At 70.5% G+C, this 19,095-nt stretch carries 19 protein-coding genes and 1 riboswitch; of the genes, 10 read left to right on the top strand and 9 right to left on the bottom strand.

What is annotated here, in order from left to right:
• The first annotated feature begins 43 nt into the window (after window positions 1-43).
• On the top strand, window positions 44-496 hold the full coding sequence (locus AB0M56_RS07855) for a hypothetical protein (protein WP_364172140.1): 453 nt from the start codon (window positions 44-46) through the stop codon (window positions 494-496).
• A gap of 18 nt (window positions 497-514) precedes the next feature.
• Here the strand turns inward: AB0M56_RS07855 and AB0M56_RS07860 are convergent, their stop codons facing one another.
• Both AB0M56_RS07860 and typA read right to left on the bottom strand, forming a co-directional pair.
• Window positions 515-2,239: an ABC transporter family substrate-binding protein gene (locus AB0M56_RS07860; protein ID WP_364172142.1), complete on the bottom strand. Its 1,725-nt coding sequence runs from the start codon at window positions 2,237-2,239 to the stop codon at window positions 515-517.
• Between the two features lie 261 nt (window positions 2,240-2,500).
• Window positions 2,501-4,429, bottom strand: coding sequence for a translational GTPase TypA (typA, locus tag AB0M56_RS07865; protein ID WP_364172144.1), 1,929 nt, complete (start codon window positions 4,427-4,429; stop codon window positions 2,501-2,503).
• A 204-nt stretch (window positions 4,430-4,633) separates the two neighbouring features.
• Here typA and AB0M56_RS07870 point away from each other — a divergent pair, with 204 nt between their 5' ends.
• Complete coding sequence (locus AB0M56_RS07870; protein ID WP_364172612.1) at window positions 4,634-4,828, top strand: hypothetical protein; 195 nt, start codon at window positions 4,634-4,636, stop codon at window positions 4,826-4,828.
• A gap of 125 nt (window positions 4,829-4,953) precedes the next feature.
• Here the strand turns inward: AB0M56_RS07870 and AB0M56_RS07875 are convergent, their stop codons facing one another.
• Entirely contained in the window at window positions 4,954-5,253 is a 300-nt protein-coding gene (locus tag AB0M56_RS07875; RefSeq protein WP_220244063.1) for a YciI family protein, read from the bottom strand.
• Window positions 5,254-5,460: 207 nt separating this feature from the next.
• On the opposite strand from AB0M56_RS07875, the gene trpS reads away from it, so the two are divergent.
• The gene (trpS, locus tag AB0M56_RS07880; protein WP_364172146.1) at window positions 5,461-6,426 is read left to right on the top strand and encodes a tryptophan--tRNA ligase; all 966 of its coding nucleotides are present in this window, start codon (window positions 5,461-5,463) and stop codon (window positions 6,424-6,426) included.
• Window positions 6,427-6,486: 60 nt separating this feature from the next.
• Here the strand turns inward: trpS and AB0M56_RS07885 are convergent, their stop codons facing one another.
• Genes AB0M56_RS07885 through AB0M56_RS07895 form a run of 3 tightly spaced genes read right to left on the bottom strand, consistent with a single transcriptional unit; the run spans window position 6,487 to window position 8,941 of the window.
• Window positions 6,487-6,879 (bottom strand): (deoxy)nucleoside triphosphate pyrophosphohydrolase, encoded by a 393-nt coding sequence (locus AB0M56_RS07885; RefSeq protein WP_285972604.1) that lies wholly within the window; start codon window positions 6,877-6,879, stop codon window positions 6,487-6,489.
• Window positions 6,880-6,902: 23 nt separating this feature from the next.
• A complete protein-coding gene (locus tag AB0M56_RS07890; RefSeq protein WP_364172148.1) occupies window positions 6,903-8,234 on the bottom strand; it encodes an ATP-binding protein in 1,332 nt (443 codons plus the stop codon).
• Complete coding sequence (locus AB0M56_RS07895; protein ID WP_364172150.1) at window positions 8,231-8,941, bottom strand: response regulator transcription factor; 711 nt, start codon at window positions 8,939-8,941, stop codon at window positions 8,231-8,233. The genes AB0M56_RS07890 and AB0M56_RS07895 overlap by 4 nt, the downstream gene beginning before the upstream one ends.
• 145 nt (window positions 8,942-9,086) lie before the next feature.
• Between AB0M56_RS07895 and AB0M56_RS07900 the strand changes: the two genes are divergently transcribed.
• Genes AB0M56_RS07900 through AB0M56_RS07910 form a run of 3 tightly spaced genes read left to right on the top strand, consistent with a single transcriptional unit; the run spans window position 9,087 to window position 12,113 of the window.
• Window positions 9,087-10,190 (top strand): outer membrane lipoprotein carrier protein LolA, encoded by a 1,104-nt coding sequence (locus AB0M56_RS07900; protein ID WP_364172152.1) that lies wholly within the window; start codon window positions 9,087-9,089, stop codon window positions 10,188-10,190.
• The gene (locus AB0M56_RS07905; RefSeq protein ID WP_364172154.1) at window positions 10,187-11,200 is read left to right on the top strand and encodes an ABC transporter ATP-binding protein; all 1,014 of its coding nucleotides are present in this window, start codon (window positions 10,187-10,189) and stop codon (window positions 11,198-11,200) included. Before AB0M56_RS07900 ends, AB0M56_RS07905 begins: the two co-directional genes overlap by 4 nt.
• Window positions 11,201-11,234: 34 nt before the next feature.
• On the top strand, window positions 11,235-12,113 hold the full coding sequence (locus AB0M56_RS07910) for an ABC transporter permease subunit (protein WP_364172156.1): 879 nt from the start codon (window positions 11,235-11,237) through the stop codon (window positions 12,111-12,113).
• A 12-nt stretch (window positions 12,114-12,125) separates the two neighbouring features.
• Here AB0M56_RS07910 and AB0M56_RS07915 read toward each other — a convergent pair whose 3' ends face one another.
• From AB0M56_RS07915 to AB0M56_RS07925, 3 genes are read right to left on the bottom strand one after another with little or no spacing between them, the layout of a single operon-like run.
• The gene (locus AB0M56_RS07915) at window positions 12,126-13,136 is read right to left on the bottom strand and encodes an ABC transporter ATP-binding protein (protein WP_364172158.1); all 1,011 of its coding nucleotides are present in this window, start codon (window positions 13,134-13,136) and stop codon (window positions 12,126-12,128) included.
• Entirely contained in the window at window positions 13,137-14,777 is a 1,641-nt protein-coding gene (locus AB0M56_RS07920) for an iron ABC transporter permease (RefSeq protein WP_364172160.1), read from the bottom strand.
• Window positions 14,753-15,808 (bottom strand): thiamine ABC transporter substrate-binding protein, encoded by a 1,056-nt coding sequence (locus AB0M56_RS07925; protein WP_364172162.1) that lies wholly within the window; start codon window positions 15,806-15,808, stop codon window positions 14,753-14,755. Before AB0M56_RS07925 ends, AB0M56_RS07920 begins: the two co-directional genes overlap by 25 nt.
• A 23-nt stretch (window positions 15,809-15,831) precedes the next feature.
• A riboswitch (TPP riboswitch) is annotated at window positions 15,832-15,945 on the bottom strand.
• Window positions 15,946-15,978: 33 nt separating this feature from the next.
• On the opposite strand from AB0M56_RS07925, the gene AB0M56_RS07930 reads away from it, so the two are divergent.
• The 4 genes from AB0M56_RS07930 (at window position 15,979) to AB0M56_RS07945 (ending at window position 19,082) form a co-directional block, all read left to right on the top strand.
• Entirely contained in the window at window positions 15,979-16,266 is a 288-nt protein-coding gene (locus AB0M56_RS07930) for a 4a-hydroxytetrahydrobiopterin dehydratase (RefSeq protein ID WP_360594286.1), read from the top strand.
• Between the two features lie 586 nt (window positions 16,267-16,852).
• Entirely contained in the window at window positions 16,853-17,170 is a 318-nt protein-coding gene (locus AB0M56_RS07935) for a hypothetical protein (RefSeq protein ID WP_364172164.1), read from the top strand.
• Complete coding sequence (locus AB0M56_RS07940) at window positions 17,167-18,408, top strand: putative T7SS-secreted protein (protein ID WP_364172165.1); 1,242 nt, start codon at window positions 17,167-17,169, stop codon at window positions 18,406-18,408. The genes AB0M56_RS07935 and AB0M56_RS07940 overlap by 4 nt, the downstream gene beginning before the upstream one ends.
• On the top strand, window positions 18,405-19,082 hold the full coding sequence (locus AB0M56_RS07945) for a hypothetical protein (RefSeq protein ID WP_364172167.1): 678 nt from the start codon (window positions 18,405-18,407) through the stop codon (window positions 19,080-19,082). The genes AB0M56_RS07940 and AB0M56_RS07945 overlap by 4 nt, the downstream gene beginning before the upstream one ends.
• Window positions 19,083-19,095 lie beyond the last annotated feature (13 nt).

Genomic DNA, 19,095 nt, shown 5'->3' on the forward strand with positions numbered 1-19,095 from the left:
GCGCGCGCCGGGGCGTTTTCGTTGTGAGACAAAGGAGTAACCCGTGATCACGGACCCCACGCTCACCCGAATCGGCGAGGCGGTGCAGCTCGGTCACAGCGGCGACCGGGAAGGCGCGCGCCGGGTGTTCGCCGAGATCTGGGCCGAAATCGGTGGTGCGCAAGGGGATCCGCTGCACCGGTGCACGCTCGCGCACTCGATGGCCGACGTGCAGGACGACGTTCGACAGGAACTGCTTTGGGACGAGCGCGCGCTGGCGGCCCCCGGGCGGCTGACCGACGCCCGCATGGCGGAGGCCGGACTGACGCTGTCTGCGGCCGGGTTGTCTCCGTCGTTGCACCTCAATTTGGCCGAGTGCCACCGCAAGCTCGGAGACCTCGACCGAGCCCGTGCGCACCTGCGCGAAGCGCAAGCGACGATCAGCGCGCTCGGCGACGACGAGTACGGGCAGCTGATCCGGCAAGGCCTCCAGCAGATCGCGGATCGGCTGCGCTGACCGGCGACCGCCAGGTGGTCAGCTCGTGCCGCGGGTCCAGTTCACCGCGGAGCCGAACGGCCCCAGCATCGGCGGCCCCGGCGTCAGCCCGGAGATGCCCTTGCCGACGGCCAGGGTCTCGGCTTCCTGGAACAGCGGGATCACCACGTTGGCCGACCAGAGCTGCGGTTCGAGCGTCTTCAGCGCGTCCGCCAGCGTCGTCGAGCCGGTGAGGGCCGAGTCGATCGAGGCCTGGAGGCCTTCGTTGCACAGGCCGGCCGAGTTGGCGGGCACGATGGCCTTGGTCGGGTCGGCCGTGGCCTGGTCGGGGGCGCAGCCGAAGGTGGACGCGAGCACCGTGGCCGGGTCGCCGCCGACAGGCTGCGGGACCACGGCGATGTCGACGCCGACGTTGCCGTTCGCGTCCGGGCCGGCCTGCTGCTGGCCGTTGAGCACCGGCATCGCGAGCAGCGTCGAGAACAAGTCGCGCGGCTCGGGTGTGATGGTGTTGACCTGCACGCCGCCGGCGATGAGCTCGTCCGAGAGCTCCTTCGCGATCGACGCGTAGGGCTCCTCTTCGCCCGGCGAGGCGATGACCAGCGACAACGTCTTGGTCCCCTTGCGCCACACGCCGGCTTCCTTGGTGTAGCCGGCGGCCTTGAAGTAACCCTCGGCCTTCGTCGGATCCGGCGCGGCGGGCGGGCCGGCCGGGATGGTGGGCGCGTAGCCGGCGCCGGTGGGCGGGAGGACCTGCGCGTCGGCCTTCAGGGCGGCGGCGGGGCCGCCCATGGCGCCCGCCGTGATGAGCTTGCCGCGGTCGAGCAGGGCCGCGACGCCTTGGCGCACCTGCGTGTCGGACAGCACCGCACTCACAGGTCGCAGCAGGACGGTGGCCTCCATGGGCCGCGCCAGCGTTGTGAGCTTCACAGCGGAGCCAAGGTCGTTGAGCAACTGCAGGCCGTTGGCGTCGGTGCGGGTGAGGGAGAACTGGTCGTTGCCGCTGCGCAGCGCGGTCGCGATGCCTGACGGGTCGGAGCGGCGCAGGATCAGCGTGTCGACGGCCGCGGGCTTGTCCCAGTAGCGGTCGTTGCGCTGCAGCGTCACCTCGCCGCGGGCGGTGTCGATGGCCTTGATCGCGAATGGTCCCGCCACGGCCGGGAAGCTCGTCGCCAGCGCGGCCTGCCAGCCGCCCGGGGAGTCCTTGAGCAGGTGCTGCGGGAGCAGGTTGTCGAACAGCGTCTGCCAGGCCGGGTACGGCTTGCTGAAGGTGACCTCGACTCCCTTGCCGCCGTCGCGCGACTCGATGTCGCTGATGAGCCGGTAGCCGGCAGGCTCGATCACGCCGGGCTGCGACTTCATGGCGTCGGCGAGGTAGGTGAAGTCCTCGGTGGCGATCGGCGCGCCGTCGGACCAGGAGGCCTCGGGGCGGATCTCGTACTTCACCGTGAACGGCATCTGCGACACGACCTCGGCCGAGGTCATCAGCGTCTTGTCGAGCGTGCGCTTGCCGTCGTCGGACTGGCGGAACACCGAGGGCAGCAGCAGCTGCGACAGCGCGGACGTGACCGTGGACGAGTCCGCGAGCGTGTGCGGGTTGTAGCCGCCCACCACGTCGTCGACGCCCACCACGATCTGCGACGCCGTGGGCTGCGACGGGGTGCTCGACGTCGGCGCCGCGGTCACCACCGGAGGCGGTGGAGTGTTCGAGCACGCGGCGAGAAGCGCCCCCGCGAGCGCCAGCACCGGCGCCGCCTTGCGTCCCATCCGCACGCGTACCCTCCCGATTTCCCGCGGTCCGAGCCGACATGCTGCCACGCCAGAGGCTGCTCGGCACCGAGATTCCCACATCCGGCCGGACCGGCCGACACCGGAGTGGATACCGCCAACCGGTGGACGTGCGGGAACCCCGCCTGGTTCCCGTTCGTGATCAGCGGCGCGGCATCGTGACCGGCGCGCGACCCGCCCGTGAACGCCGAAGGGCGCCCCGCCCCGGCGAGGGGAGAGGCGCCCTTTCGAGAAGAACTGTCAGCCGTTGTCGCGGCTCTTGGCGCGCGAACGCTCCTTGGCGCGGGTGTTGATGTCCAGCGTGACCTTGCGGACGCGCACGACCTCCGGCGCGACCTCGACGCACTCGTCGACCGAGCAGAACTCCAGCGCCTCTTCCAGGCCCATCTTGCGCGGGCGGGCCAGCGTCTCCATCACGTCGGCGGAGGACTGACGCATGTTGGTCAGCTTCTTCTCCTTGGTGATGTTGATGTCGAGGTCCTCGAAGCGCGGGTTCTCGCCCACGACCATGCCCTCGTACACCTCTGCGCCCGGCTCGACGAAGAAGGTGCCGCGGTCGGCCAGCTGGATCATCGCGTACGCGGTGACGGGGCCGGTGCGGTCGGCGACCAACGAGCCGCTGTGACGAGTGCGGATCTCGCCCGCCCACGGGAAGTAACCCTCGAACACGTGGTTCGCGATGCCGGTGCCGCGGGTCTCGGTGAGGAAGTCGGTGCGGAAGCTGATCAGGCCGCGCGACGGGAGCACGTACTCGAGCTTGATCCGGCCGCTGCCGTTGCCGCTCATGTCCTCCATGCGGCCCTTGCGCGCCGCGAGGAGCTGGGTGATCGCGCCGAGGTGCTCCTCGGGCGAGTCGATGTACAGGCGCTCGAACGGCTCGTGCAGCTTGCCGTCGATCGTGCGCAGCACCACCTGCGGCTTGCCGACGGTCAGCTCGAAGCCCTCGCGGCGCATCTGCTCGACGAGGATGGCCAGCGCCAGCTCGCCACGGCCCTGGACCTCCCAGGTGTCGGGGCGCTCGGTCGGCAGCACGCGGATCGAGACGTTACCGATCAGCTCCTGGTCCAGACGCGCCTTCACCAGGCGCGCGGTGACCTTGTCGCCGCCGTTGCGCCCCGCCAGCGGCGAGGTGTTCACGCCGATGGTCATCGAGATCGCGGGCTCGTCGACCGTGATCCGGGGCAGCGCCACCGGGGTCTCGGAGTCGGCCAGCGTGTCACCGATCGTGATGTCGGGGATACCCGCGATGGCCACGAGCTCACCGGCGCTGGCCTCCAGAGCCGGCACGCGGGTGAGCGCCTCGGTGACGAGGAGCTCGGAGATGCGCACGTTCTGCACCGTGCCGTCCTCGCGCATCCAGGCCACGGTCTGGCCCTTGCGCAGCTTGCCGGCGTGGATGCGGATCAGCGCGATGCGGCCGAGGAAGTTGGACGCGTCGAGGTTCGTGACCAGCGCCTGCAGCGGCGCGTCGAGGTCCGCGGCGGGCGGCGGCACGTGGCGCAGCAGGGTGTCGAACAGCGGGTCGAGGTTCTCGCTCTCGGGGATCTCGCCGTCGGCCGGCTGCTCCAGGCTCGCCTTGCCGGCGCGCGCCGAGGCGTAGACCACGGGCAGGTCGAGGATCGCGTCGTGGTCGGCGTTCTCGATGTCGCTCGCGAGCTCGAGCAGCAGGTCGTGGGTCTCTTCCACGACCTCGGCGATCCGGGCGTCCGGGCGGTCGGTCTTGTTGACCAGCAGGATCACCGGCAGGCCGGCTTCAAGGGTCTTGCGGAGCACGAAGCGGGTCTGCGGCAGCGGGCCCTCGCTCGCGTCGACGAGCAGCACCACGCCGTCGACCATCGCCAGGCCGCGCTCGACCTCGCCGCCGAAGTCGGCGTGACCCGGGGTGTCGATCACGTTGATGGTGACCTGACCGTCGGGCGTCTGGCGGTGGATGGAGGTGTTCTTCGCGAGGATGGTGATGCCCTTTTCGCGTTCGAGCTCACCGGAGTCCATGACGCGGTCGACGAGCTCGGCGCGTTCGGCGAAGGCGCCGGACTGGCGGAGCATGGCGTCGACCAGGGTCGTCTTGCCGTGGTCGACGTGTGCGACGATGGCGACGTTGCGCAGGTCGGGCCGGGTCTTACCGGACGCGCGGCCGGTTTCGACTGCGGTGGCGCTGGCTGCGGGCACGCGAAGACTCCTGAACTACGAAGGCGGGTGGGTGGCCGCGTCGCGGGCCCAGCGGTGGCCTCCACCAAAACGGCTTCGCCACCTCAACCGGCATCGTGACCGGCTTTGGCCACACGCGGACTTCATAAGGATACCTGTTGCCGAAGTGTGAGGACCGCCACGCCCCATGATCGGTTAGGCTCACCTAACCTGAACACTCAGGAAGTGCCGCCGAGGACGTGGGAGCCCACCGTGGGCAAAAAGGACAAGAAGCAGCCGGACACCCCAGCCGGGGTCGTCCGCAAGCTGATGAAGGCCGGCAAGGTGAAGAAGAAGTGCTGCCGGTCGTCCTCGAGGTGCAAGAAGTGTCCGGTTCTCGCGTTGAAGAAGGCGAAAACGGACCTTGCGAAGGCGGCTTGAGCGTTTCTTTCCCGGCGGCGACAGTTCCGAGAGGTTTCACCCGCCGTTCGCGGCCCGGCTTCTCCCCACGACGGCCCGTTCGCCCGTTCAGCGTGACCGAAATCTCCTGCCGCCGAACGCCCTGATCAGTGCGCCACGGCCTCGTTGACCAGGCGCAACTCGGGTGCCGTCTTCGTCGGTGAGAACTCGATCACCTCGTAGTGCGCGAGGTGCTGCGTCGCGAAGGGGTCCGTGGCCAGGATGGCGTCGAGCTTCCCGCGAGCCATCGGACGCGTGATGATGACGCCGCCCGTGCGCGGGTTCTGGCGGCCGGAGGCCAGGAAATGACCGTGGTCGTACTGCTTACCGAGCCACTCGGCGTGGTCCGGCAGCGCCAGGTCGATCTCCTCGATGGGCGCGGTGTAGGTGAGCAAGACGACGAACATGTCTCGACGGTAAACCCGGTTCCGCACATGAGCACCCGCAAGTGTTCTAAGGTGTTCACCATGTTCGCGCACAGCACCCAGTGGTGGCCGCCCTCCGGCGGCCCCGTTGCTCTGCGCTGAACTCCAGCGAAGGCCGCCCCGGTGGGCGGCCTTCTCGCTTATCAGGCGGGTCTCCTCCCGGGGCACACACCCAGGAGAGGAACCCCAGTGGTCCAGTTATCCGGCATCACCCCGTCCGGCCACGTGCACCTCGGCAACCACCTAGGCGCGTTGCGCCGCTTCGCGTCCGACAGCGAGCCCGACGACCTGTTCTTCGTCTCCGACCTGCACGCGATGACCACCGCGCACAACCCCGCGAAGCTGCGCGCCCTGGCGACGGAGCAGCTCGCCGTGATGGTGGCGACAGGCGTGGACCCCGAGCGCGTGTTCGTGCAGTCCGACATCGCGAAGGAGCTGGGCGCGCTGACGTGGATCCTCGAGTGCACCTGCTCCTACGGCGAGGCCGCGCGGATGATCCAGTTCAAGGAGAAGGCGAAGGGCCAGGCCGGCGTCCGGCTGAGCCTGCTCACCTACCCCGTGCTGATGGCCGCGGACATCCTGCTGCAAGGCGCGTCCGACGTGCCGGTCGGCGAGGACCAGAGCCAGCACGTGGAGCTCGCCCGCACACTGGCCAGGCGGTTCAACACGACCTACGGCGAGGTGTTCACCGTGCCGCGGGCCGTGCTGCCGCCCACGGGCGCGCGCGTGAAGGACCTGGCCGAGCCGACGCGCAAGATGTCCAAGTCGGCGCACGACGCCGCGGGCGTGGTCTTCGTGCTCGACGAGCCGGACCAGGTGCGCCGCAAGATCCGTCGCGCGCGCACCGACGGCGGGTCCGTGCCCGCGTACGCGCCGGAAAGCCGGCCGGGCATCGCGAACCTGCTGGACATCCTCGCCGCCTGCACCGGCCGCGATCCGAACCGGCTGGCCGACGAGTACCCGTCCTACGGCGTGCTCAAGGACGCCGTCGCCGACGCCGTGATCGAAGAGTTGCGCCCGGTTCGTGAACGCACGATGGCCCTGCTCGCCGACACGGCGGAGCTCGAACGCGTCCGCAAGGCCGGCGCCATCCGCGCCGCCGAGCGCGGCGACCACCGGCTGTCCTCGGCGCTGCGCCTGATTGGCGCCGGCTGAAGAGCAGGGGCGGGTTTTCCTTGACACACAAGGGAAACCCGCCCCTGCCACGGCAGAACGTCAGCTGATCAGCAACGCGCGCAACGCCGGGATCAACCCGCGGTCCGCCGGCAGCCAGTCGACGTCGTCGAGCTCGTCCGGCCCGACCCAGCGCAAGGCCGTGTGCTCGACCGCGCGCGGTTCGTCGCCCGGGGAGATCAGCGCGGCGGAGTACACGCGCAGCACCTTCCCGCCCGGCAGCGGCACCTCGTCACCGACGCGCCCGCCCACCGTGACGGCGACGTCGAGCTCCTCCTGGCACTCGCGAGCCAGCGCGTACGAGTCGGTCTCGCCTTCTTCGACGCGCCCGCCCGGCAACTCCCACTGTCCCGCGTGGTGCGGCGGCCACGCCCGCTGCTGGGTGAGCAACTTCCCGTCGCGCACCAGCGCCGCCCCGACGATGACCCCGTCCATCGGCCCAGTGTCCCGCACGGCGTTCACCCGGTTGCCGCGGCCCGATCCGCACGCCACCTGACCTCGAAGCGCGCACCGCCGTCCGGCGACTCCCCCACGCGTACGCGCCCGCCCCGCCGGCGCACGGCCTCGGCGACCATTGCCAGGCCCAGGCCGGTTCCGCCGGACGAGCGGGCACGGTCGTCGGCCACGCGGTAGAAGCGGTCGAACACCTTGGCGCGGTGCTCGGGCGCGATGCCGGGCCCGTCGTCGTCCACGACCACGCGGACGTCGGAGCGCGAGGCAAGCACGGACACCACGATCTGGCCGGTGGCGTAGCGGCAGGCGTTGCGCAGGAGGTTGTCGAGCACGAGCTCCACCTCCGAGTGCGTCGCGAGCGCCCACGCCTGCGCGACGGCAGCGCTCACCCGCGCCTCGGGCGCGCCGGCCGGCAGCCGGTGCACGGCCGCCCGCACCTCCGTGACCAGCTCCACCGGCTCGGATGGTGGCACCTCGCCGGCGTCGGAACGGGCCAGCGACAGCAGGCCGTCGAGCAGGGCCGACAGGCGTTCGGCCTCGGCGAGGATGTCCGTGAGCGTCTCCTGCGCCAGCTCCGGATCCGGGTTCGTCACGGCGACCTCGGCCTGCACGCGAATCGACGCGACGGGCGAACGCAGCTCGTGCGCCGCGTCGCCGGTGAAGCGGCGAAGGCGGCTGCTCACCTCTTCCTGGCGGGCGAGCAGCGCGTTGAACTCCTCGGCCAGCGCGCGCAGCTCGTCGTGCGACGTCGGCAGCGGCAGCCGCGAACCCGGCGGCAACGAGCGCACCAGGCCGCGCATCCGCGCCACCGGCCGAAGCGCGAAGCGCACCACCAGCCACGTCGCGAGCCCCGCCAGCACGGCGCCGACCAGCGCGACGATCACCAGCCACAACCCGCCGGAGTGCACGGCCGCGGCGAACCCGACGAGGCCCGCGCCCGCGACGACCAGCCGCTGGCTGCCGTCCGACCCGCTCACGACCTGGCCTCGCCAGCGGTCGCCATCCGTCTGCACGGGCACGCCCGCCTTGAGCTGCCCGATCGCGTCGCCGCTCAACGGCGGCCGTGGCTGACCGTCGACCGGCGCGCCCGAGATGTCCAGCACGCGCACCGAAACCGGATCCGCGCCCGCCGGCGGCCGGCCCGCCGCGACCGAGACCGACGCGGGCCCGAGTGCCGCCGTGAGCTCGTGATCCACGGAGTCGACGAGCAGCGGCTCGAGCCGGCTGGCGGCAAGCGTGGCGAGTCCGAGCAGGCAGGCGAGCGTGATCGTGATGGCCAGCACCGTGATCCGGACCTGCAGCGAACGGCCCCGCCACCAGGAGGGTGTGCCGATCACATGACCTCGTCCAGCTGCGCGTCGGACGCGAGGTAACCGTGGCCGCGCACGGTCCGCAGCAGCGCGCCGGCGCCGACCGCGTCGAGCTTGCGCCGCACGTAACCGACGTAGACCTCGACGAGGTTGCGCGTCACGGCCTGCTCCTCGCCCCAGACCGCGCGCAGCAGTTCGTCCTTCGTGACGACCGTGCCGGCGCGGCTCACGAGCACCTCCAGCAGCCCGAACTCCCGCGGCGACAGCGGTACCTCGGTGCCGTCCCAGCGCACCTGCCGCAATGCGCGGTCCACCTCCAGCGAGCCGAGCCGCAGCGTGCCGCGCGAAGCGTCGGGCCCGGCGCGCCGCAGCACCGCGCGCACTTGCGCGACCAGCACGACGAAGGAGAACGGCTTCACGAGGTAACCGTCGGCACCGAGGTCGAGCCCGTCGGCCTGGTCGATCTCGCCGTCCTTGGCGGACACGAGCAGGACGGGCGTCGTCACGTTCTCCGCGCGCAGCTGCTGCAGCACGCGATAGCCGGACAGGCCGGGCAGCATGATGTCGAGCAGCACCACGTCGAACGCGCCCGTGCGCGCCAGCCGCAGCCCGGACGGCCCGTCGGCCGCCGTGACCACGTCCATGTCCTCCGCGCGCAGGCCGCGTTGCAGCGCCTTGAGCACGCCCGGCTCGTCGTCGACCACCAGCACCCGAGGTTTCACGATTTTCATCATGGCCGGTTTGCGCAGGTCGTGCGCGAGCTCTCAGCGCGATCTCAGCCGCGGAGGCCGAGCATTCAGGGGAATCTCAGCCTCGAGAGGGAAGCGTCGGTTCCGGGAGCCGAGCACACTGGGGCTCGGAAACACAGGGAGAGACGACATGGATCCGAAGAAGAAGGCCATCACCGCGGCCGTCGTCGGCACCGCTCTGGGGGTCGGGGGGCTCGTGGTGGTCGCGATGCCGGCTTCGGCCGGCGACGCGCCGAAGCTGCCGGCGATCAGCGCCGAAGACCTCGTGCAGTCGGTGATGACGGCCAACCCCGGTCCGTTCGACGGCACCGTGAGCGTGAGCAACGACCTCGGCCTGCCCGCGATGGGCGCCGCCGGCGGCGCGATCCCGGGGATGAGCGCGCTGAACGTCGACTCCGCGCACGTGTTCAGCGACGGCACCGGCAAGGCCAAGATCTCGCTGACCAACGGCGCTTCGCAGGAGACGATCGTCCGCGACGGCACCACGGTGTGGGACTACCACTCCAGCAACAACTCGGCCACGAAGACGACTATCCCGGCCGAGGTCGCCACGAAGCACGACATGGGTGCCGGCGAGATGGCCGACCCGGCCACGGCGACCAAGGAACTGCTGGCCAAGGTGCGCGAGAACAGCACCGTCTCCGTGGACGGCACGGCGAACGTCGCCGACCGCCCGGCCTACGAGCTGGTCTTCACGCCGAAGCCGACCGAACGCACCCTGCTGCGCGAAATCCGCGTGGCCGTGGACTCGCAGACGCGCATGCCGCTGCGGCTTTCCGTGCTGAGCAACGGAACCACGGCGCCGGCGCTGCAGGTGGCGTTCGACGAGGTGAAGTTCGCGCCGCAGCCGGCCGACCTGTTCACCTTCACCCCGCCGCAGGGCGCCAAGGTCACGGAGAAGACCGCGAAGGTCGACGACCAGACCAAGGCGAAGGCCGACGAGGCCATGCAGGACACCAAGCTCGTCGGTGACGGCTGGGACACCGTGATCACGGGCAAGGTGCCGGCCGACGCGCTGTCCGGCAAGACGCCGGCGGGTGCCTCCGGGGCCGAGGGCCGGGGCGCCGACCCGCAGCAGCTGCTCAGCCGCTTCGCCAAGCGCGTGAACGGCACCTGGGGCAGCGGCTACCTGTTCACCACCAAGGTCGGCGGCGCGGTGCTGACCGACGACGGGCGGTTCGCCGCCGGTGCGGTGCCGGAGCAGGTGCTGTACGAGGCGCTGGGCCAGAAGTGACCGACACGACCAGCGCGCTGGTAGCCGGGGCGGGCATCTCCGAGGAGGTGTCCGCCCCGGCGGTCCCGCTCGCCGCGCGCACGCGCGGGCTGCGCAAGGTCTACCGCGGCACGGTCGCGGTGGACCACGTCGACCTCGACGTGCCCGAAGGGGCCGTGCTCGGGATGCTCGGGCCCAACGGCTCGGGCAAGACGACCACGATCCGCATGCTGCTGGGCCTCGTGCGGCCCACCGAGGGCGAGGTCGAGCTGCTCGGCCGGCCGATGCCCGACGGCGCGCCGCACGCGCTGCCCGACGTCGGCGCGCTGGTGGAGGGCCCGGGCTTCCACCCGTTCCTCTCCGGGCGCGACAACCTGCTGCGCTTCGCCGCAGCCGAGCCGCGGCTGGCGTCGGGGGCGATCCCCGCGGCCGTGGACGGGGCGCTGGAACGCGTGGGCCTCACGGTCGCCGCGCGCCGCCGGTACAAGGGCTATTCGCTCGGCATGAAGCAACGGCTGGGGCTGGCCGCGGCGCTGCTCGTGCCGCGCCGGATGGTGATCCTCGACGAGCCGACCAACGGCCTCGACCCCGCCGGCACGCGCGAGATCCGCCGCATCATCAGCGAGCTGCACGCCGACGGCTGCACCGTGCTCGTGTCCTCGCACCTGCTCGCCGAGGTCGAGGCGACGTGCACCCACGTCGCCGTGCTGCAGTCGGGCAACGTCGTCGCGCAGGGCGAGCTGGCCGAGCTGCTGGAGTCGGGCAACGCGGCGCTGCTCGTGCGCACGCCCGACGCGGAACACGCCGTGGAAGTGTTGCGGGAGAACCGCATTGGGGCCCGGCTGACGCCCGATGGTGTCCGCGCGGACCTCACCGCCACGCCCGCGCCGCGGGTGCTGCAGGTGCTCGTGGGCGCCGGCGTCGAGGTGCACGAGGCGACTCGCGCGCGAACCGGGCTGGAGGACCTGTTCGCGCGGCTCACCGAAGGCGCTGAGAACCCGGCCGGCGCCGAATCCGAGGGGGAAGCATGACCACCGCCGACGTACTCACTTCCGCGGAGGCGGCATGACCACCGCGACGCTCACGGCACCCGTGAGCCGCACGGGCCACGACACGGTGCCGCTGCCGCGGCTCGTCGCGGCCGAGCTGCGCTGGATCTTCCGGCGCCCGCGCACGCTGGCCGTGCTCGCGCTACTGGCCGTGGTGCCGATCGTGATCGGCATCGGCCTCACGCTCGTCGGCGACAGCGGGCCCGACGGTGGCCCGGCCGACGGCGACGCGGCGCTGCTCGCGTCGGCCGTGAACAACGCGCTGGTGCTGCCCATCGCCGCGCTGACGATGACGCTGGCCCTGCTGCTGCCGCTGGCCTCGGCCATGGCCGGCGCCGACGCGCTCGCGGGCGAAGCCGCCCACGGCACGTTGCGCGCGTGGCTCGTCGCCCCGGTCAGCCGCGGCCGGCTGCTGGTGGTGAAGGCCATCGGCGTGGCGGTCGTGTGCGTGGTCGCGGTGCTGGCCATGTGCGTCACGGGCGTGGTGACCGGGCTGATCATCAACGGCACCGGATCGCTGTTCACGCTGTCGGGCACGACGTTGTCGCTCGGCGCGGCGCTGGGCCGGATCCTGCTGGTGGCGGGCTGGATCGTGCTGCAGCTGTGGGCCGTCGGCGCGGTCGCGCTGGCCGTGTCGAGCTGGACGGAACACCCGATGCTCGTGGTGGCCTCGGTGCTGGCCGGCGACATCGTGTTCACGATCCTGGGGTTCCTGACCTCGCTCGACTGGCTGCACCCGTTCCTGCTCACGCGCAACTGGGGTGAGGCCCCGACCGAAGTGCTGACCGATCCGATCTCGGGCTCGATGCTCACCGAAGGTGCGTTGCGGGCGGCTTGTTACATCATCGTGGGGCTGTCGCTGGCTTACGGCCGGCTCGCCACTCGAGACGGCTGAGCTCGAGGGATTTCAGCCGACGATCGCGATCCCGTCCGGGTCCAGTGCGAGCCGGACGGGATCGCCCGCACGCAAGTCGGCCGTCACGGGGGCGACGGCGTCCACGGTGTCCTTTTCGGACAGTCGTACGACCAGCCTGAGGTGCTCCCGGCGGTGCACCGCGGCCGTCACCTCGCCGGTCACGCCGGTTTCGGCCACCCGCAACGCGTGCGGCCGCAAGCCGAGCCGCACCGGACCGTCTTCGGGTTCCGGGAGCGTGACATCACCGAGATCGGTGTGCACGACCCCGCCCGCGGCGAGCCCGTCGACGAACGACGTGGCGCCGAGAAACTTCGCGACGTCGTCGTCCGCCGGGTTGCGCCACACCGAGCGCACGGCGCCTTCCTGCCGGATCTCCCCGGCGTCGAGCACGGCCACGCGGTCGGCGAGCGTGAACGCCTCTTCTTGGTCATGGGTGACCAGCAGCGCGGTGATCTTGCTGCGCCGCAACAGATCCGCGAGGTCGATGGCCAGCTGCTCACGCAGCCCCGCGTCGAGGCCGGAGAGCGGCTCGTCGAGCAGCAGCAGCCGCGGTTCGGGCGCGAGAGCGCGGGCCAGGGCCACGCGCTGGGCCTGGCCGCCCGACAGCTCGGTGACGCGCCGGCGCTCGAATCCCTTGAGCCCCACCAATTCCAGCAGCTCTTCGACACGTGCTCGGTGCTTCGCTTTGGGGATCCCGTGCATGCGCAGGCCGAACGCGATGTTCGCGGCGACGTCGCGGTGCGGGAAGAGCTGGCCGTCCTGGAAAACGAGCCCGAACCCGCGCCGGTGCACGGGCACGGTGGCGAGGTCGGTGCCGTCCCAGCTCACGGAACCGGACGTCATGGGCTCGAGGCCGGTGATGGCGCGCAGCAGCGTCGACTTGCCGGAGCCGGACGGTCCGAGCAGGGCCAGCACCTCGCCGTCGGTGATGTCGAGGTGCGCGTCGCGCACCGCGGCGAACGAGCCGTAGTGGACCGTGAGGTCCCGCACTGCCAGCGCCATCTAGAACTCCCCCACCGTGCCGTGCCCGCGCACGGAGCCGAAGCGGTCGATCAGCGCGACGGCCGCGACCGTCACGACCATGAGCAGCGCGCACGCGGCGTACGCCATCTGGTTGTTGAGCTCGCCCGGGCGCGAGATGAGCGTCGCGACGGCCACGGGCAGCGTCGGCGCGTCGGGTCGGGCGAGGAAGCTCGTGGCGCCGAACTCGCCGAGCGCCACCACGTAGCCGAACCCGGCGGCCGCGACGAGCGAACGCGCGGTGAGCGGCAGGTCGATCTCGCGCCACACGCGCGCCGGGCTCGCCCCGAGCGTGGCCGCGGCTTGGCGCAGCCGCACGTCGACGGCGCGCAGCACCGGCAGGATCATCCGCACGACCAGCGGGATGATCACCAGCGCCTGCGCGAGCGGAACGAGCAGCGGTGACGTGCGCAGGTCGCCGGGCAGCGCGTCAAGCGTCACGAGGTAACCGAAGCCGACCGTCACGGCGGAGACGCCGAGCGGCAGCATGAGGGCGGCGTCCATCGTCTCGCCCATGCCGCGGGCGAGGCGGCCGGGTGCGCGTCGCAGGGCGACGAGCACCACGCTGGCCAGCACGCCGACCGTCATCGCGAGCAGCGTCGCGTCGGTGGCCGCGGCGAGCGAGTTCTTGGCGGCGACCCAGCCGCTGACCTGCAGCGCGTCGTCCGTGCCGGTGCTCGCGAGCGCGCGGAAGCCGGCGAGGCTCCACCCGTCCGGTGTGGACACCGACTCCACCAGCAGCGCGACGATCGGCGTCATCAGCAGCGCGATCACGACCGTGGCGGCACCGACCGTCCACCACTCGCCTTTTCTCGGCCGCCGGGGAGCGGACTGCTTGAGCTTCACGGCGTTCTCGCGGCGGCGTCGGGCCATCGCGCCGAGTGCGAGCGCGGCGAGGACGGCGGCGAACTGGATGAGCGACAGCGCGGCCGCTCCGGAGAGGTCCAGCAGGTCGACCGTGCGCAGATAGATCTCGGTCTCGAGCGTGCGGTAGCGGCCGCCGCCGAGGATGAGCACCACGCCGAAACTGGTGGCGCAGAACAGGAACACGACCGCCGCGGCCGACGCGACGGCCGGGCCGAGCGCAGGCAACGTCACCGTGCGGAAGGCCCGCCACGGCGAGGCCCCCAGCGCGCGGGCGGCCTCCGTCGCCCGCGGGTCGAGGTGGCTCCACAGCCCGGCCACGGTCCGGGCGACCACGGCGACGTTGAAAAACGCGTTCGCCAGGACCAGCGGCAACACGCCGCCGTCGGGCCACAACGCGCGGAACGCGAGACCGACGACCACCGTCGGCAACACGAACGGCACCAGCACCAGCGTGCGCGCCAGCCCGACGCCCGGCAGCTTCACGCGCGCGAGCACATACGCCACCGGCAGCCCCGCGACCACGGCGACGACCGTCGAAGCGGCGGCGCTGACCAGCGTGAACGCGGCGAGCTGCCACGTCTGCGCGTCGGCCAGGACGGTGTCCACGCCGCCCGCCGAGAAGCCGCGGCCGAGGATCGCGACGACCGGCCAGGCGAAGAACAGGACCAGGAACGCGACGGGCAGCAGTCCGAGCAGCGCCAGGCCCGCCGTGCGCGCGGTCTGCGCCTGCGTTACGCGCCCATGAGCGAGCGCCATTCACCGATCCACTTCTCACGGCCGGCCTGGATCTGGTCGGCGGGCAGAGTCGCGGGGTCCTGCGGCAGCGGCGCGGCCGCGGCCCAGCCGGCGGGCAGGTCGACGCCCTCGCGGGCCGGGTAGACGTACATGTTGGCCGCGACCGTCGCCTGGAACTGCTGCGAGAGCAGGAAGTCGACCACCTTCTGGGCCTGCGGCACCTGCTTGGTGTTCGCGAGGACGCCGGCGTACTCGATCTGGCGGAAGCACGTGTCGAGCAGCGCCTTGGTGCGCGGCTTGCCGTCGTCACCGATCTCGGCGGCCGGCGAGGACGCGTACGAGACCACGATCGGGCGCGGGCCCTTGCCCGAGGAGCCGGAGAAGTTCTTCGTATAGGCCTCTTCCCAGCCGCTGTCGACCTTGACGCCGTTGGCCTTGAGCTTGGCCCAGTAGTCGTGCCAGCCCTGCTCGCCGTACTTCGCCACGGTGCCCAGCAGGAACGCCAGCCCGGGCGACGCCGTGGCGGGGCTCTCGGCGACGGTGAGGTCCTTGTACTTCGGGTCGGCGAGGTCGTCGTACGTCTTGGGTTCGGGCAGGTGCTTGCTCGCGAAGTACGCGGGGTCGATGTTGACGCAGACGTCGCCGACATCGACGGCACTCAGGCGGTGCTGCGGGTCCACCGAGTACCGCTGCGGCCCGCGGTCGGCCTCGGGGCTCGTGTAGGCCTGGAAGACGCCTTCGTTCAGCGCGCGCGAGGCGAACGTGTTGTCGACGCCGAACGCGACGTCGCCGATCGGGTTGGCCTTGGTGAGCACCAGCTTGTTGGTGAGCTCCCCCGCGTCGCCCGACTTGAGGATCTTGAGCTTGATCCCGGACTGGCGCTGGAACGCGTCGAGCACGTCCTGCGGCGCGACGAACGAGTCGTGGGTGACGAGCGTGACCGTCGGGGTCTGCTGGGCGTCGCCGCCCGAGCCGCCGGACAGCGAGCACGCGCTCGCCAGCACCGTGACCGTGGCCAGGCCCAGCACCGTGCGTGCGGTCCGCGGAATCATCTGCCCTCCTGCACTTCGCCGTGAGCAAGGAGAGCAGGCCTCCCTGCGCCGGCATGATCCGGAATCAGGTGCGAACGGTCGCGGGTCTCGGGCACCCGCCTCTCAGCCCGGCGTACCGGACTCCCGTGGCAACCGTGCAGCGTAGCCCAAACGGGTTCACCATTGGACACATGGCGCAACTACTGAGCGATTCCGAGATCTCGTCCGCCCTGGCCACCGTGCCCGACTGGCAGCGCGACGGCGCCACGATCACCCGTTCGGTGACCCTGTCTTCCTTCCCGAACGCCGTGGCCTACGTCGTCCGCGTCGCCGAACTCGCCGAGGCCGCCGACCACCACCCGGACATCGACATCCGCTGGCGCACGGTGACCTTCCGCCTCTCCACCCATTCCGAAGGCGGCCTCACCTCGAAGGACTTCGCGCTCGCCGGCCAGATCGACGCCGCGCTCACCGTGTGACGCGCCCTACTGTCGCGACACCTTCCGCGGTCTGAGACGTCCCCTCTTCGTACGTTCCACGAGGAGGGATCTCTTTCCATGACCCAGGCAATCGTCGTCGGCACCATCGCGTTCACCCTGATGGTGGCCTCCGCCGGCGCGGTCCTGTGGCGCACTTTCCGCGCCCACCGTGATCTCGACCACAGGCCGTAACACCACCCTTGATCAGCGCGCTATCCCAGCGGAATCCGCCCGCCCCGCCCCCGCTAGGACACGCGATGAACAACTCGCCCACCACCCTGTCCGCCACCCAGCGCGCCTGGATCACGATGTTCGCCACGGCGTTCACGCTGGCGGTTCTGGTGGTGCTCGGCCTGCTCGGCTGAGCCTTCTTTCGCCCTCGGGACTCGTCACCCTCGGCGCGCACATGCAGCCGCCTCGATGAGATACCCCCTCACTTTGTCGTGAATTCAGTCCACACCTTCACCGGACCTGGCGAATCAGCACCAGAAACGCCCGATTTTGACTAAGGTGGGCCTTTCGTCGGCTGCTGGCGCCTGCCGACGAACAGGACTGGACATCGCGATGCCCGAGGGGGGACCTCGACATGCCCGACTTCACCGTCGACATCGGCGGTTTGCAGGCGCTCGGCAAGAATCTCGACCGCGTCGGCGAGAACATCGAGCAGGCCACCAAACGCATGGAGGACGTCGGTCCGGACTCGATCGGCCCGGACGATCTCGACGAAGCCTGTGCCGATTTCACATCGGACTGGGCCGGAGGGCTGAAGAAGATCAAGGAAGCCGTCTCCGGCATCAAGGGCGGCCTCGACAACGCGGTTCAAGGCTATGCCGAACTGGAAGAAGGTCTCAAGGGATCACTCCAGCACATGGCCGCCAAGATCGAGGAGGCGACCGCTGGATGAGCGACGCCGACTACCCGTCTCTCCGGTTCGAGCCGGCGCGCGGCAATGTGAGCACAGTTCGTGAACTGGCCAGGCAAATCAGCGACACGGCCACCTACACGGACGAAGCCTTCAACGTGCTGAAATCCATCCAGGACAAGAAAGACGTCTGGACCGGTGATGCCGCCGAAGCATTCGCCGGGAAGCTCGACCAGCTACCCGAGTACCTCGACAAAGGCCAGAAATCGTTGGCACTGGCCGGCAAAGCTCTTGCCGATTGGTCCGACCGGCTCGACGCGCACCAGCAAAAGGCAAAGCAGCTGGAAGAGGAGTGTCGGAAAGCTCTCGGTGACGCCGAGGCGAAGAACTCCGCCGCGGAGTCCGCCCGAGACCTTGCACTGCAGCAGCCTGACAACGCCACGATGCACAACGAGGCGACGGACAAGATCAGCGCGGCCAACGCCGCTTGGGCCAGGGTGGAAGATCTCCGCAGGCAGGCCGAAGACGTGCGTGATGCATGGGAAGACGACGCGGACACCTGCGCGGACGCTCTCAAAGATGCCGCGGAGGAGGCTCCCAAGGAGTCGTTCTGGGATTCGCTCGGCAGCATGTTCGACGACATCGGGGGATGGTTCAAGGACCACCTCGGCGATATCGGGGACATCGCGGGCATCGTGTCCGCCGTGGCCGGTGCGCTGGCGTTCATCCCCGTTCTGACCCCGATTTGCGGGCCGATCGCCCTTGGTGCAGGCGCCGTCGCACTGGCCGCGCACGGCGCGGACATGGTGGTCAACGAGAAGTACGACGACCCGAACGCCTGGGTCTCGCTCGGCGGCGACGTTGTGGGGCTGATCCCCGGCATCGGCGCGGTGTCGAAGGGGTTCAACGCCGCAGGTGACGCCGTCGCCGGTGTCGACCGGCTGGTCGACGTCACCAGGGCCGGTGGCGCCCTGAGCACCGCGAGCGACGCCGCGGCGGCGGGCGGGCGCGCGTTCGCCGACGAAATGCCGCGAGTGATCAGCGAGATGAAGGACCCGAGCAAGGCCGCGCAGTGGCTGGCGGACAAGGCGATGGGCACCGGAGCGCTCACTGACCCCGCGCTGACGCAGAACGTCGCGAAGGCGTTCGAAGGCGGAACCAACGTCGCTTTGCAAGTGCCGTCGGCAGCGGGCCTGTTCGACACGCACGACGCCACGACCGATGCCAAGAACGCAGCCGGCTGGGGCGGTTTGGCCACCGGCATCCTGACCGCGAGGTGAGCGTGGGAATCTCGGATCTGCTCAATCCCGGACGCACCGAGGCGCCGCTGGCCTTCAAGGTGCCGGAACAGTTACACGAGATCGACCTGACGGAGAATCCGGAGATCAGGGTTCGGCGGAATTACGACCGGCTCCGGGCATCGTTGCACGGGCTCACCGAGCGTCAAGCACTGCATCTCGCCTACAGCCAGGAATACCTGATCGCCGAGCTGAACGACCACGGCGGCGTCTACCTGGGACTGTGCTGCGCTCGGTCCGAGACCGACCCCCACCGGATAGTCACCGCTCAGTTTTCAGTCACCGTCCAGGCTGCGGACCTGCACGCGGAACGTCCGCTCGCCGGCGCGGCAGGAGGTCTGCGCACGCCCGGCTCTCCACGTGAAGTGGTGCTGGAGCGGTTTCCCGCGGGTGACGGTCTGATCGTCGCCGAGGAGCTGTTGGTGACTGTGCCGTTCGGCCCGCTCGGCGAACCGGCTCCTGCCGAGCACCGGGTCCGTCAAGCACAGGTCAGCTTCGCGTGCCCAGACCGACGTCGGATTACCACGTTCGGCCTGTCCAGCGAGAGTCTCGATGACTGGCCGTACCTGATGGAGATCCTCAACGGGATCGTGAACAGCGTGTCGTTCACCGATCCGTCGTCGACCAAATCGATCAACGCCACACTAGATGCGTGAATCCATGATGACG

Source organism: Amycolatopsis sp. NPDC051372 (genome assembly GCF_040682095.1).
Lineage (GTDB): Bacteria > Actinomycetota > Actinomycetes > Mycobacteriales > Pseudonocardiaceae > Amycolatopsis.

Excerpts from the sequence above, each read along its gene's own strand:
- AB0M56_RS07860 (WP_364172142.1), bottom strand. The coding sequence starts at position 2,239 with ATGGGACGCAAGGCGGCGCCGGTGCTGGCGCTCGCGGGGGCGCTTCTC.
- AB0M56_RS07915 (WP_364172158.1), bottom strand. The coding sequence starts at position 13,136 with ATGGCGCTGGCAGTGCGGGACCTCACGGTCCACTACGGCTCGTTCGCC.
- AB0M56_RS07935 (WP_364172164.1), top strand. The coding sequence starts at position 16,853 with ATGCCCGACTTCACCGTCGACATCGGCGGTTTGCAGGCGCTCGGCAAG.
- AB0M56_RS07940 (WP_364172165.1), top strand. The coding sequence starts at position 17,167 with ATGAGCGACGCCGACTACCCGTCTCTCCGGTTCGAGCCGGCGCGCGGC.
- AB0M56_RS07885 (WP_285972604.1), bottom strand. The coding sequence starts at position 6,879 with ATGGACGGGGTCATCGTCGGGGCGGCGCTGGTGCGCGACGGGAAGTTG.
- AB0M56_RS07920 (WP_364172160.1), bottom strand. The coding sequence starts at position 14,777 with ATGGCGCTCGCTCATGGGCGCGTAACGCAGGCGCAGACCGCGCGCACG.
- AB0M56_RS07930 (WP_360594286.1), top strand. The coding sequence starts at position 15,979 with ATGGCGCAACTACTGAGCGATTCCGAGATCTCGTCCGCCCTGGCCACC.
- AB0M56_RS07925 (WP_364172162.1), bottom strand. The coding sequence starts at position 15,808 with ATGATTCCGCGGACCGCACGCACGGTGCTGGGCCTGGCCACGGTCACG.
- AB0M56_RS07895 (WP_364172150.1), bottom strand. The coding sequence starts at position 8,941 with ATGATGAAAATCGTGAAACCTCGGGTGCTGGTGGTCGACGACGAGCCG.
- AB0M56_RS07910 (WP_364172156.1), top strand. The coding sequence starts at position 11,235 with ATGACCACCGCGACGCTCACGGCACCCGTGAGCCGCACGGGCCACGAC.
- AB0M56_RS07875 (WP_220244063.1), bottom strand. The coding sequence starts at position 5,253 with ATGTTCGTCGTCTTGCTCACCTACACCGCGCCCATCGAGGAGATCGAC.
- AB0M56_RS07900 (WP_364172152.1), top strand. The coding sequence starts at position 9,087 with ATGGATCCGAAGAAGAAGGCCATCACCGCGGCCGTCGTCGGCACCGCT.